Below are 12981 nucleotides of genomic sequence, written 5' to 3'. Positions count from 1 at the left end.
TTGGCTGCAGAGCGCTCGGCGGGTGTCGAAGACAGACGATCGCCGGCTCACGCCAATACCGCATCGGCATACCGGTGGTCGGCCCGAAACGGGCATCGCGGGCAACGCCGGCGCGTCACGCCAATCACCCTTGGCACAGCGCGCGCAAGCGCTGCGCGACCCCGGCGCTGACCATCTGCGACACATCCCCGCCCAGCCGCGCGATTTCACGCACCAGCGTACTCGAAATGCACTGCCACTGCGGCTGCGGCAGCAGAAACACCGTCTGCACCGTGGGCAAGAGCTTGGCGTTCATGGCGGCCATCTGGGCTTCGTAGTCGAAGTCGGTCACATTGCGAATACCCCGCACCACGGCCTGCGCCCGGTGCACGCGGCAAAAGTCCATCAGAAGGCCATCGAACGGCAGCACCTGCACCGCCGGGCAATCGGCCAGGGCCTCGGCCACCATGGCCAGCCGCTGCGGCAAATCGAAGAGTGTGCGTTTGTGGTGCGCCACCGCCACCGCCACGATCAGACGGTCGAACAGGGTAGCGGCGCGCCGAATCACATCCTCGTGTCCGAGGGTGATGGGGTCGAAGGTGCCGCTGTAGACACCGATGCGAACACAAGCGGATGGCGCCATTGAAGATGAGGTATCGCTCATGGCGTCGCATTATCGGCCCGCCACAGCAGATGGGCATGCACCTGTCCGGCCCGCAGATGCCGGTGCAGACGCCAGCCCAAAGCGTGCAGCTCCGCCTCCGTCCAGGGGCGAGGGGCTTCCAGATAGACCCAGCCCTGCGGCCGCAGCAAGCGCTGCGCGGCTCGTAGTGCGGCGCGGGTCAAGCGCTCATCGCCCGTGCGCGCGTCTTCGAAGGGCGGATCCAAAAACACACCGTCCCACGCCCCGGCAGGCAACAGGGCCAGGGTCGCCAGGGCATCACCGCTGATCACCCGCACGCCTTGGGCGTTCAAGCGCTGCACAAGGGCCTGCAGGGCGCGCGCCAGGGGCGCTTGACGTTCGCACAGCACCACCTCCACCGCGCCGCGCGAGGCCGCTTCGAGGCCGAGCGCGCCGCTGCCGGCAAAGGCGTCGATGCAGCGGCAGCCGCTCAAGTCCTGCCCCAGCCAGTTGAACAGGGTTTCGCGCACACGGTCGGGCGTGGGACGCAAGCCGGGCACCGGTGCCACCGGCAGGCGGGTGCGCCGCCAGCACCCACCGATGATGCGCACCTCTCCGACCGGCCCCTGCGCGCGGGCGGCGGCCTGAGCGCGCGGGCGCGTCACGGCGCTGCCCCCACCACCACCGTGACCAGCCGCTGCGGATCGATGACGCGCCGCCAGGCACGCCAGACGGTGTCGCGGTCGAGCGCCGCCACCCGTGCCGGCCAGGTGTCGAGCTCATCCAGCGGCAAGTTGGACCACGCGATGGCGGCCACCTGGTCGGTGATCTTGCGGTTGCTGTCCAGTCGCAGCGCGTGACTTTGGATGAGTGCGGCCTTGGCCTCGGCCAACTCGGCCTCGGTCGGACCGCGCTCGGTGAAGTCGCGCAGCACCTCATGCACCAGCGCCACCGCCTGCGCCGCCTGGTCGGGACGGGTCTGCACCGTCACCGTGTAGGCGCCGGCGTGCCGCCCAGCCAAAAAATAGCTGTACACCCCATAGGTCAGGCCGCGGCGCTCGCGCAGCTCGCGCATCAACCGCGACGTGAACCCACCGCCGCCGACGATGTGGTTGGCCAGCTGCAGCGCCAAATAATCCGGATCGTGCCGCGCGATACCCGGTTGCCCGACCAGGATCTGCGCCTGCGCTGCCCCCGCAAAGGGCAGCTGCTCGGTGTGTGCGTGCGCCAACGGAGCCACCTCGGGCAGTGCTGGCAACGGCGCGCAGCCGTGCGCCTCCCATCCCGCCAACAAACGCCGCACCAGCGCATCGACCTGTGCGCGCTCGATACGTCCCACCACGGTGACGCGCGCGTCGCACGCCTGGGCATGACGGCGGTAGAAGGCACGCATGGCTTCCGGCGTGATCGCTGCCCAGGTCTTCGGATCGGCCTGCGCGCCGTAGGGGTGGCCGCGATAGATGGCCTGCGCGAACGCGCGCGCCGCCCGCGTGTCGGGCTGCAGCTGCGCTTGCTGCCAGGCGGCGATCAGCCGCTCGCGCTCGCGCGCCCACACCGCCGCGTCGAAGGCCGGCTCGGCCAGCTGGCGTGCCGCCAGCGCCACGGCGCCGTCCAAGATCTCGGGCGTGGTGAGGGAGCGCAGGGCGACGCTCAAGCGGTCCAGCGTGGCCGTGGCCGACCACTGCGCCCCCAGCTCGGCCCAGGCCTCGGTGACGGCATTTTCGTCCAGCGCCGACCCGGCCGGACTGGCCGCCACACCTTTGTCGAGCATCAGCGCCACCGCGGCGGCCAAACCGGCCTGCTGCGGTGGGTCGCGGCGGCTGCCTCCGTCCACCTCGATGCGCACATCCACCATCGGCAGCGCCGGGCTGTACACCCAATAGATGCGCGCGCCGCTGGCCTGCACCCAGTGCTCGATGGGCAAGGCAGCATGGACCACCCCCGCCACCCACAGCAGCGCCAGCGCGGACACGGCGCGCCAGCGCCCCAGCCCGACGCGAGCGTGGTTCATCGCGCCTCCTCCTGCGGCCGCATCACCGCCACCGTCAGTGTGTCGTCGCCGAAGTAGCGCACCGCCACGCGCTGCACATCGGCGGGCGTGATGGCGGCCAGCCGCTGCAACAGACGCTCGTTGGCGTCCAGCGGCCAGCCCAGCGCCCAATGCATGCCCAGCTCGCGCGCCTGGGCAAACAGCGAATCGCGCTGAAAGACCTCGGAGGCCGCCCATTGATTGCGCACGCGGCGCAACTCGGCATCGCTGACACCGTCGCGCGCGATGCGTTCGATTTGTGCCCGCAGCGCCTGCTCCACTTGCGGCACGGACACACCGGGACGCACCGTCGCCGCCAGCATGAATTGCTGCGGCCCGCGCCCAGCCAGTCCGTACGACACCGACACCGAATCGGCCAGGCGCGCACCGTCTTGGCCTTGTACCAAGGCGCGCCCCAGGCGCGCCGCCGCGTGGCCGTCCAACACGCCAGCCAGCAGCAGCAGCGCCAGCGCGTCGCGCGCCTCGGGCGTGTCGGCGTCGGGGGCGTCGAGGCGCGGCACCGGCCACCCCATCAAAAGCGTGGGCTGTGGCACGCGGCTGCGCCACTCGACGCGACGCATGCCGCGCTGCTCGGGCTCGACCAGCGGGGTGCGCGGTGGCACCACGCGCGCCGGCAGCGCGCCGAAGGTCGCCTCGGCCCACTGGCGCACCTGCTGCACATCGACGTCACCCACCACCACCAGCGCCGCATTACCGGGCACATACCAACGCTGCCGAAAATCACGCACGGTGTGTGCCTGCATGCCCTGCAGGCTGCTCATCCAGCCGATCACCGGCCGCCGGTAGGGGTGCACCAGCCATGCCGTCGCCTGAAACTGCTCGAACAGTTGGGCAGACGGCTCGTCCTCGATGCGCTGACGCCGCTCCTCACGGATGACGTCCAGCTCGCGCGCCAGCGTCTCGGCACTCCAGGCGTTGTGGGCAAAACGGTCGGCCTCCAGCGCCATGGCCTGGCGCAGCTGGGCGGCCGGCAGCTGCACGTGGTAGGCCGTGACATCGCGGCTGGTGAAGGCATTGTCGCGGCCGCCCAGAGCGGCGATACGGCGTGAATATTCACCTTCGGGCACGCTCGGGGTGCCCTTGAACATCATGTGTTCGAGCACATGCGCCACCCCGGCCTCGGCGTCGGTCTCGTCCATCGATCCCACCCGTACCCACAACATCTGCACCGCCGTAGGCGCGCGCCGGTCGGGCTGCACGATGACCGTCAGTCCATTGGCCAGCACGAAGGTCTGCGCCGCGGACGCCGACGCAGCGCTGGCAGCGCTGGCGCGCCCGTACTCGCCGCAGCAGCGGCCCGCGGCACTGGCGAGCTCGCCCGCGGCGGCCAGCCCCTGCGCCGCTTCGCCAGGTCGATGCACCGGCGCCGTATCGCTGGCCATGGCGCCGGCGGCCCACCAAGCCAGCGCCAGCGCGCACGCCGCCGCGCGGCCGCCGCGCCACGCTCGGTCCGCCAACGAGGCTCGCCGACGCCCGTCGGGCGCTCGGCCCCATGTTGCGCACCAAGACATATCGGGTTTCATAGAATGCGTGGGATTTTAGAAGCCCACCCTATGTTCCGTTTTCTCAAGCAAAAGTTCTTCGGCGCGCGAGACGCCACGCCGCCTGCGGACACGGATTCCCGCCCAGAGCCTGCCGGCGCAGCAACGCCGGCTGCGGGCCCCTCGGCGGCGGACGCGGTCGACCCGTTGGGTGCCGATCGCACGCCGTCGGCTGCATCTCAACCGGCGGCGGACGTCGCACCCGCACCCGCACCCGCACCCGCACCCGCACCCGCACCCGCACCGGCTGCCGGTGCCGCGCAGCCCGCAGCGCCCGCCACCGATCCCGCTGGCCCCAACCATCCGCCCTCCCCGTCCGCCGGGCCGTCAGAAGCGAAGACGCACGACAGTGCCGCCACCCGGCAAGGCTGGCTGGGTCGGCTGGCGGCCGGCTTGCGCAAAACGGGGCAGAGCCTGACGTCGGTGTTCGTTGGCGCGCGCATCGACGATGCCTTGTACGAAGAGCTGGAGACGGCGCTGTTACTGGCCGATGCCGGTACCCAGGCCACCGCCCATCTGCTGCAGGACTTGCGCCGCCGCGTCAAGGCCGAGCGCGCCGGCGACGCGCAACAGGTGCGCGCATTGCTGATCGATGTGTTGGCCGACTGGCTGCGCCCCTTGCAAAAACCATTGGCGGTTGGCGCACACGGCGACGGCCCCAGCGTATGGATGGTGGCCGGTGTCAACGGCGCGGGCAAAACGACGACCATCGGCAAACTGACTTGGCATTTGGCCCAGCACGGCGCCACCGTGCTGCTGGCTGCCGCCGATACATTTCGCGCCGCGGCGCGCGAGCAGCTGGGGGTGTGGGCGCAGCGCAATGGGGTGGACATCGTCAGCCAGGAGGGCGGCGACCCTGCAGCGGTGGCATTCGACGCCGTCAGCGCCGGGCGGGCGCGCGGCAAAGACGTGGTCATCGTGGACACCGCCGGCCGCCTGCCCACCCAGCTGCATCTGATGGAGGAGCTGCGCAAAATCAAGCGCGTGGTGCAGAAGGCCGACCCGAGCGCCCCGCACGAGGTGCTGTTGGTCATCGACGGCAATACCGGCCAGAATGCGCTGGCGCAGGTCAAGGCGTTCGATGCCGCGCTGCAGCTGACCGGACTCATCGTGACCAAGCTCGACGGCACCGCCAAGGGTGGGGTGCTGGCCGCGATCGCCATGTGGGCACGGGAAAACCACCGCGACGTACCGGTGTATTTCATCGGTGTCGGCGAAAAACTGGAGGATCTGCAACCCTTCGACGCGCGCGAATTCGCCACCGCGCTACTGGGCTGAGGACGACGCCAGCGACGGGGCGGCCTGCGGGTTGTCCCGGTGGTGGGCAGCGAACGGTGGCGCTAAGCTCGAACCGACGGAGGTTTCGGTGCAAGCTTTCGGCGCAGCATGGCGGCCGTGCCAAGCGCGTCGCTTTGGCGTCAGGCGATACCCCTAGGATTACTACGGATTGTTTATATCAGCACGACGTGATATACCTTCCCCTTGTTGCGGTCCCGGTGCCGCATCACCCCAGAGGAGATCATCCGCAATGAAAATGAAAACACCCCTCGCAACGGCGGTCCTGCTCGGTGCCGCAGTCCTCGCGCACGCTCAGGTCGATCAAGTCAAGGTATGGGCGGCGGCGTGTGCCAACTGCCACGGCACCAACGGCCACGCACAGCCCGGCATGGAGGCCTTGGCAGGCAAAGACAAAGACGAACTGCTGCAGAAGTTGCTGGACTTCAAGAGCGGCCGCAAGCCAGCCACCGTCATGCATCAGCTCTCCAAGGGCTACAGTGATGACGAGCTGCGGGCACTGGCCGCCTACTTCGCCGCACAGAAAAAATAACCGCCGAACCAACAGGAGACCTCATCATGATGCAACGTCGCCAATTCGTTCAAACCGTGGCCGCCGGCGCGAGCCTCGGCTCGGTGGCCTGGCTCAGCGGCTGCGCCTCGGTCGGTTCGGCCAGTGGCCCGCATGTGGTCGTCATCGGCGGTGGCTACGGCGGTGCCACGGCCGCCAAATACACGCGGATGTTCTCTGAAGGCAAGGTGCGCGTCACGCTGATCGAACCCAACCCGACCTTCATTTCGTGCCCTATCTCCAATCTGGTGATTGGCGGCATCAAAAAGATCGAGGACATCACCATCCCCTACGACAATCTGGAGAAGCGTCACGGCGTCAAGATCGTGCGCGACCGCGCTACGACCATCGACCCCGACAAGCGCATCGTCAAGCTGGCCAGCGGCGGCGAAATCGCCTACGACCGTTTGATCGTTTCACCCGGCATCGACTTCATGTGGGAGACGCTGCCCGGCATGGCCAAACCCGGTGCCCAGGACAAAGTGCTGCACGCCTGGAAGGCCGGCCCGCAGACCGTGGCGCTGCGCAAGCAGCTCGAAGCCATGCCCGACGGCGGCGTGTACGCGCTGTCGATCCCGCTGGCACCCTACCGCTGCCCGCCCGGCCCCTACGAGCGCGCCTGCATGGTGGCGCACTATTTCAAGAAGGCCAAGCCCAAGAGCAAGGTCATCGTCTTCGACGCCAACGACGACGTCACCTCCAAGCCGGCCCTGTTCAAAAAGGCCTGGGACGAGCACTACAAGGGCATTTTGGAGTACCGCCCCAAGCACCGCGTGGTGGACGTCGATGCGGCGACCAACACCCTGAAGTTCGAGTTCAACGACAACTTCAAGGGGGATGTGCTCAACGTCCTACCCAACATGCGCGCGGGCGACATCGCGGCACAGGCGGGGCTGGCCACGGCCAACAAACGCTGGTGCGACGTGGACTTCCTGACCTTCGAGTCCAAGGCCGTCAAGAATGTGCACGTGTTGGGTGACGCGATCCAGATCGCGCCGGCCATGCCCAAGTCCGGCCACATGGCCAACCAGCATGGCAAGACCTGTGCGGCGGCCATCGTCAACCTGCTGATGGGCAAGGAGCCGCCGGCCACGCCGCTGTACGCCAACACCTGCTACAGCTTCGTCACCGACGAGGACGTGGTGCACGTCGCCAGCGTGCACCGCTACGACCCGGAGAAAAAGACCATGCTGACCGTGCCGGGCTCCGGCGGTGTGTCGGCGCGCGCCAGCGAATTGGAAGGTCGCTACGCCTTGGCCTGGGCGCGCAACATCTGGGCCGACACGCTCGCCTAAGGAACCACGCGGCAACGCGACGGGTTGTGGCGTCGCCCACCCGAAGTGCGACGTCCTTTTCCAATGGTGACCCCATGGCCCACTGGTCGTGGGGTTTTTTCGGCGGTAAATATCATCGTATTCGTAACCAATCATCATTACGGCCCCATGAAACCTCGCGCTCGCTTTCTTTCTGCACTGGTTGTGGCCACCCTGGGCGCGGCGACTGTTGCCCCCGTGGCGCACGCGCAGGCCGACGAGGCCCGCGCGCGCAAGATTGCCAATGGCGTGTGTGCCATGTGCCACGGCGACAATGGTGAGTCCACCAGCGAAACCTTTCCCCGGCTGGCTGGCCAGCACGCCGAGTACATCACCAAGCAGCTCAAGGCATTCAAAAGCGGTGAGCGCAAAAGCACCGCGATGGCCGAAATGGTGGCCAAGCTGACCGAAGACGAAATGCTGGCCCTGGGGCGTTACTACGAAAAAATGACCCCGACCCGGGAAAGTGTAAAAGACACGGGTTTGGCCGCGGTCGGCGCTTACTTGTACCAAAACGGCAACAAATTCAGCGGTGTGCCAGCCTGCGCTTCATGCCATGGACCGGATGGTCATGGCGCAGCCAACCTGCCGCGCTTGGCGGGACAATTTCCCGGTTATTTGTTTACCCAGCTCAAGCAGTTCAACAAACGCAATCGCACCAACGACAATGTGGTGATGCACACCGTGGCCGAGAAGATGACCGAACTCGAAATGGCCGCGGTCGCCGAATATTTGAGCACCAAGTAAGCCTCGTTGCCCATTTCAGGCGCCGTCGGCATGCAGCTTGGCGTGGATGCGGCGCGTCAGGCGCCACACGCCCCACAGCACCACGGGCATCAGGGCGCCGGCGGTCAGCTCCGGATGGATGGGCAGGCCGGCTGATTTCAGCGCCTTGGCCCCATACAGCGCCAAGCTGATCACGTAGTACGAAATCGCGGCGATCGACAGGCCCTCGACCGTGCTTTGCAGCCGCAGTTGCAGGGCCTGCCCGCGCGTGAGCTTTTCCAGCAACTGACGGTTTTGCTCCTCGCGCGCAATGTCCACTTGGGTACGCAACAAGGCCCCGGTGCGCGCGATACGCTCCGACAGCGCCTCCAGGCGCTGCTCCGTGGAGGCCACCGTGGCGATGGCCGGCGACAGCCTGCGCTGCATGAATTCGCTGATGGTTTGGGTGCCGGGGATCGCCTGCTCACGCAGCTCCGCCATGCGCTGCTGCACGATGCGGTCGTAGGCGCGCGTGGCCGAAAACCGGTAGCCGTGCTCGGCGATGGCGCGCTCGATGCGCGCTGCTAGCGCCACCAGTTCGTCCAGCAGCACCTGATCCGACGTCGCTTTGGCCTCCATCTGGGCCGTCAGATGGGCCAGCCGTGCCTCGGCCTCGGCGATCGGCCCTGCCAGCGCCTTGGCCACCGGCAAGCCCAGCAGCGCCATCATCCGGTAGGTCTCCAATTCCAGCAGACGCGCCGAAACGCGGCCGGCGCGCGTCTCACTGGTGTGGGGGGAAGCCACGAACAGCATGCGCTCGAAGCCGCTGTCGCGCAGCGCAAAATCGGTCACCACCAACCCATACGCTTGCCGCCCAACCAACGACGCCACCACCGGCCGCTGCCCAAACCAGGCGCGCGCCTGTGCCAAGGCCGCCGCCGGCTCGGCCAGATCGCCGATGACCAAGGCCAGTTTGATGGCGCAGATGGTGCGGCCTGGGATCTGGGCCCACCAGGATTCGGACAACAGCAGCGCGGGCAACAGCGCGGGGTCTGACGCCCCCAAACCCGCCTCGGGCGGCAGCGGCTGCACCAGCGAATAGCGCGTGAATTCGGTGTGCCGTTCCCATTTCAGGGTGAAACCACCCGGACAACGCAGGCGCAGGAAATTATCCTGTAACGCATCCAAGGTCAGCCCCGCCTGCCCTGGCAGACGCTGCAAATGGGCCAGCTCCTGTTCGCGCGTCACGCCCTCGTTGAGCACCGCCACATACACCACCAAGGCTGGCAGGCGGATACGCGCGGGCGGACGGGCGTGCACCTCCTGATGCAAGGCCAAGCGGCGCGCATCGTCGGGCGGCAGCACGGTCACGCCGGTGTGGTGTTCGCTGTGGTCCATCGAAAGTGAAACATACCACACGCCCCCGGGTATTTCGCGTGACAGGGCGCATTGGGCACTGCCATCGGGCCTTGCCCGTGGCACACCCGCCCTTGCCTCCGCTAACATAGCAACCCAACGACCCTGGACCGACCATGTCTGCGCCCCCTGCCTCCGTGACACCGCTGCGGCCCGCGCCGAAAACGCCGCCTGGGCGCGGCCACGCGTGGCGGCGCCGGCTGTTGGCCACGGCCGCGTGGGGTGTCATCTGCCTGGCATCCGCCAGCGTCCAGCCGCCGGCCATCGCGGCGCCGATCGACCTGCCCGCGCCGCTGCAGCAACATGCGTTGCCGATGTGGCTGATCGATCCGACTGACGGCACGATCGTGGGCGCCAATGCGGCCGCACAACGTCTCTACGGTTACCCGGAGTTGGCGGCGGGCACGCTCAACATCACGCGCATCAATCAGCTCAGCGAGGCCGAAATTCGCGCCGAGATGGAACGCGCCAAGGTCGAGGGCCGGGACTTTTTCCTGTTTCCGCACCGCTTGGCCTCGGGCGAAGTGGTGACGGTGGAGGTGCACAGTTCCCCCGTGGTGCACGAGGGGCGCTCCCTGCTGCTGTTGGTGCTGTTGCCGGAAAGCCGCAGTGCTGTGCTGCAGCACGAATTGCAGCGCTACCAAACGCGCCTGGAGGCGCTGGTGGCGGAGCGTACCGCGCAGGTGCTCAGTGAACAGGCGCGGCACACGCGTCTGTGGCAAGCGTCGCTGGCCGGCGCGCTGGTGGCGCTGGTGGCGCTGGCAACCGCCGTGGTATCGCTGCAACGCAATGTGCGGCACCGGCGTGCCCTGACCCAGGAGCTCGAAGACACCTTGCGCGGTGCCCGCCTGACCCGTTTGCGCTGGGATATCGCGCGCGACCGGGTGACCCCGTGTCCGCGGCTGCGCGAGCTGCTCGGCCTGGACGACAGCGTGCCCACCGACATCCCGACCGCGTGGTGGCAACAGCGCATCCACCCGCAGGACCTACCGGCGGTACAGCGCACGCTGCGCGCGCATCTGCGCGGCGAGACCGACGCCGCCGACCAGCGCTATCGCATGCAACACCGCGATGGCCACTGGATCTGGTTGCAAGCCTGGGGGCGCGTCACGGCGCGCGATGCCCGCAGCGGGCAGGCGCTCGCCATGGCCGGCGTGGTGCGCGACGTCAGCGCCGAAGTGGCGCTGGAGCATTCGCGCGCCATTGCCGCCAGCGTCTTCCAAGACGCCGGCGAGGCAATCGTGATCACCGACGAACGCGGGGTGGTACTGGACGTCAACGCGGCGATGGAGCGCATGAGCGGCTACACGCGCGAAGCGCTCATCGGCCGCGCCGACCTGCCGTGGCGCCCTGTGGATCGCCAAGGGCATGCCGACTGGACGAGGCTGCGCCAGCGCCTGTTGCGCGAAGGCCGCTGGCGTGGCGAGGCGTGTTGGCGGCGGCACGACGGCACCGAATTTCCCGTCATCGAAACCATCGCTGCCGTGCGCGACGAGCACGGGCAACCGATCCGCTATGTCGCCATCGCGCAGGACATTTCCGAACTCAAAGCCCAGCAGCGCGCGCTCGAACATCAAGCCTACTACGACGCTCTCACCGGGCTACCCAATCGCATCCTGCTCGGCGATCGACTGGATCTGGCCATCGCCACGGCGCACCGGCACCAGCGGCGCGTCGCGGTGGCCTATCTGGACCTCGACGGCTTCAAATATGTCAATGACACGCACGGCCACGACCGTGGCGACTGGGTGCTGCGCTTGATGGCGCAGCGCTTGCAGGCTGCGCTGCGCGAGGGTGACACGCTGGCGCGTGTCGGCGGCGACGAATTCGTCGCCATTTTGTGCGACCTGGATGACAGCGACCGTTGGACCCGTGTCGTCGAGCGCTTGTTGGCGGCCTGTGCCCAGCCGATCGAGCACGGGGGTGAGACCCTGCGGCTGAGTACCAGCATTGGCGTCACCCTCTATCCGGATGACAGCGCCGACGCCGAGGTCTTGCTGCGCCATGCCGACCAGGCGCTGTACCGCGCCAAGCGCGAAGGCAAAAACCGCTGGTGCCTGTATGACCCGCGGGAAGACCGCAGCGCCGCAGCGCACGCGGAGCTGATCGCCGATGTGCGGCGCGCCCTGCGCAGCGGCGGCGAATTCCAGCTGTACGTGCAACCGCGCGTGCGCTTGAGCGATGGCGCCATCGTCGGCGCCGAGGCGCTGTTGCGCTGGCAACATCCCGAGCGCGGACTGCTGCCGCCGGGCGCGTTCTTGCCAGCCATCGAGCACGACGACGTGATGGTTGAGCTGGGCGACTGGGTGATCGCCGAGGCCCTGCGCCTGCTGCAAAGCTGGCATGACCGCAACGCGCCCTGGGCACTGTCGATCAACGTCGCGGCGCGGCAGCTGCGCGCGCCCGAGTTCGCCCACCGGCTCGAGCACCTGCTGGCCCGCCACCCGGGGCTGCCACCCAGCCGGCTGGAGCTCGAAATCGTCGAGTCCAGCGCCTTGGAAGGCATCGAGACGCTGGAGCAACAACTGCAGCGTTGCCGCGCGCTGGGCGTTTCACTGGCCATCGACGACTTCGGCACCGGCTATTCGTCGCTGGCGTATCTGAAGCGGCTGCCCGCCAATGTCGTCAAGATCGATCAATCGTTCGTGCGCGACGTCTTCGACGACATCAGCGACCTGCGCATCGTCGAGGGCGTGGTGGCGCTGGGGCAGGCGTTTGGCCTGCAGGTGGTGGCCGAGGGCGTGGAGACCTTGGCGCACGGCGAATTGCTGTTGCGCCTGGGCGCGGATACCGCCCAGGGCTATGGGGTGGCGCGCCCGATGCCCGCCACCGCCTGGGATGCCTGGGTGGCCGCCTGGCAAACCCCACCGTCGTGGCTGCGTTGGCGCGATATCGCACGCTCCCCGTGGTCGCGCGCGCTGGCGCGGCTGGAAGTGGAACACCGCCACGTGCTGATACCGCTGCTGCAGCGCGAACGAGCGGCCGGGCCGCTCGAAGCCTGCGCCCTCAATACGGTGATGCTGGAGTATCTTCCGGCTACGGCGCGCGCTTGGCCGGAGTACGCGCGGCTGCAGCAGGCCCACGCCGATTTTCACGACAGTGCGCATCGCTGGTGGAGCCAATCGCCGGTCGAAGCCAACGACGCGGAGCTGCAGCGCGCCCACTGGGCGCTGATGGAGGCACTACACGCCTTGCTCCAGCGCCTGATCGAACTGCCCAACGGCAGCCAGTCTGAGACGAGCGGCTCGGTGTCGACACCAGCGCCGCCGCCTTAGCTACTCAACGGCCAGCTGACGTGACACCTCGTCAGCGCAGGCCCCGCACGCACGGCAGGGCGCAGCCGCAGCGGAGGGCAAACGAAGCGATGACCTGGCTTGGAAGCGACAACCACACATGGGCCACAGGTGACGACTCGCCACCTGCACTGACGCATCGCCCCACGCCAACCAGGCGTCGCGCGCCACTGCGCCCTGGCCAGCCAACCGCACGCACGATCGCCACGCCGCCGC

The 12981-nt window shown here is 68.1% G+C and carries 10 protein-coding genes; 5 read left to right on the top strand and 5 right to left on the bottom strand.

Annotated elements, in window-relative coordinates:
• Positions 1-124 precede the first annotated feature (124 nt).
• The 4 genes from coaD to Tchar_RS06405 are packed head-to-tail and all read right to left on the bottom strand — an operon-like array spanning position 125 to position 4108.
• Positions 125-643 carry a pantetheine-phosphate adenylyltransferase gene (gene coaD, locus Tchar_RS06420; RefSeq protein ID WP_236640312.1) on the bottom strand — a complete coding sequence of 173 codons (519 nt, stop codon included), beginning with the start codon at positions 641-643 and terminating at the stop codon, positions 125-127.
• Complete coding sequence (gene rsmD / locus Tchar_RS06415; protein WP_236640310.1) at positions 640-1266, bottom strand: 16S rRNA (guanine(966)-N(2))-methyltransferase RsmD; 627 nt, start codon at positions 1264-1266, stop codon at positions 640-642. The genes coaD and rsmD overlap by 4 nt, the downstream gene beginning before the upstream one ends.
• Entirely contained in the window at positions 1263-2612 is a 1350-nt protein-coding gene (locus Tchar_RS06410; protein WP_144328232.1) for a M16 family metallopeptidase, read from the bottom strand. Before Tchar_RS06410 ends, rsmD begins: the two co-directional genes overlap by 4 nt.
• Positions 2609-4108: a M16 family metallopeptidase gene (locus Tchar_RS06405; RefSeq protein ID WP_236640308.1), complete on the bottom strand. Its 1500-nt coding sequence runs from the start codon at positions 4106-4108 to the stop codon at positions 2609-2611. Before Tchar_RS06405 ends, Tchar_RS06410 begins: the two co-directional genes overlap by 4 nt.
• A 96-nt stretch (positions 4109-4204) precedes the next feature.
• Between Tchar_RS06405 and ftsY the strand changes: the two genes are divergently transcribed.
• From ftsY to Tchar_RS06385, 4 genes are all read left to right on the top strand, one after another.
• Positions 4205-5470: a signal recognition particle-docking protein FtsY gene (ftsY, locus tag Tchar_RS06400; RefSeq protein WP_144328231.1), complete on the top strand. Its 1266-nt coding sequence runs from the start codon at positions 4205-4207 to the stop codon at positions 5468-5470.
• Positions 5471-5726: 256 nt separating this feature from the next.
• Complete coding sequence (locus Tchar_RS06395; RefSeq protein ID WP_328592033.1) at positions 5727-6020, top strand: c-type cytochrome; 294 nt, start codon at positions 5727-5729, stop codon at positions 6018-6020.
• Between the two features lie 29 nt (positions 6021-6049).
• On the top strand, positions 6050-7333 hold the full coding sequence (locus Tchar_RS06390; protein ID WP_144328252.1) for an NAD(P)/FAD-dependent oxidoreductase: 1284 nt from the start codon (positions 6050-6052) through the stop codon (positions 7331-7333).
• A 66-nt stretch (positions 7334-7399) separates the two neighbouring features.
• Positions 7400-8098 (top strand): c-type cytochrome, encoded by a 699-nt coding sequence (locus tag Tchar_RS06385; protein WP_236640306.1) that lies wholly within the window; start codon positions 7400-7402, stop codon positions 8096-8098.
• A gap of 15 nt (positions 8099-8113) precedes the next feature.
• Here Tchar_RS06385 and Tchar_RS06380 read toward each other — a convergent pair whose 3' ends face one another.
• Complete coding sequence (locus Tchar_RS06380) at positions 8114-9454, bottom strand: DUF3422 family protein (protein WP_144328229.1); 1341 nt, start codon at positions 9452-9454, stop codon at positions 8114-8116.
• 134 nt (positions 9455-9588) lie between these two features.
• On the opposite strand from Tchar_RS06380, the gene Tchar_RS06375 reads away from it, so the two are divergent.
• On the top strand, positions 9589-12747 hold the full coding sequence (locus Tchar_RS06375; RefSeq protein ID WP_144328228.1) for a sensor domain-containing protein: 3159 nt from the start codon (positions 9589-9591) through the stop codon (positions 12745-12747).
• Positions 12748-12981 lie beyond the last annotated feature (234 nt).

Source organism: Tepidimonas charontis, from assembly GCF_007556685.1.
In the GTDB taxonomy this organism is placed as follows: domain Bacteria; phylum Pseudomonadota; class Gammaproteobacteria; order Burkholderiales; family Burkholderiaceae_C; genus Tepidimonas; species Tepidimonas charontis.
This window is presented reverse-complemented; position numbering and strand designations above follow the sequence as displayed.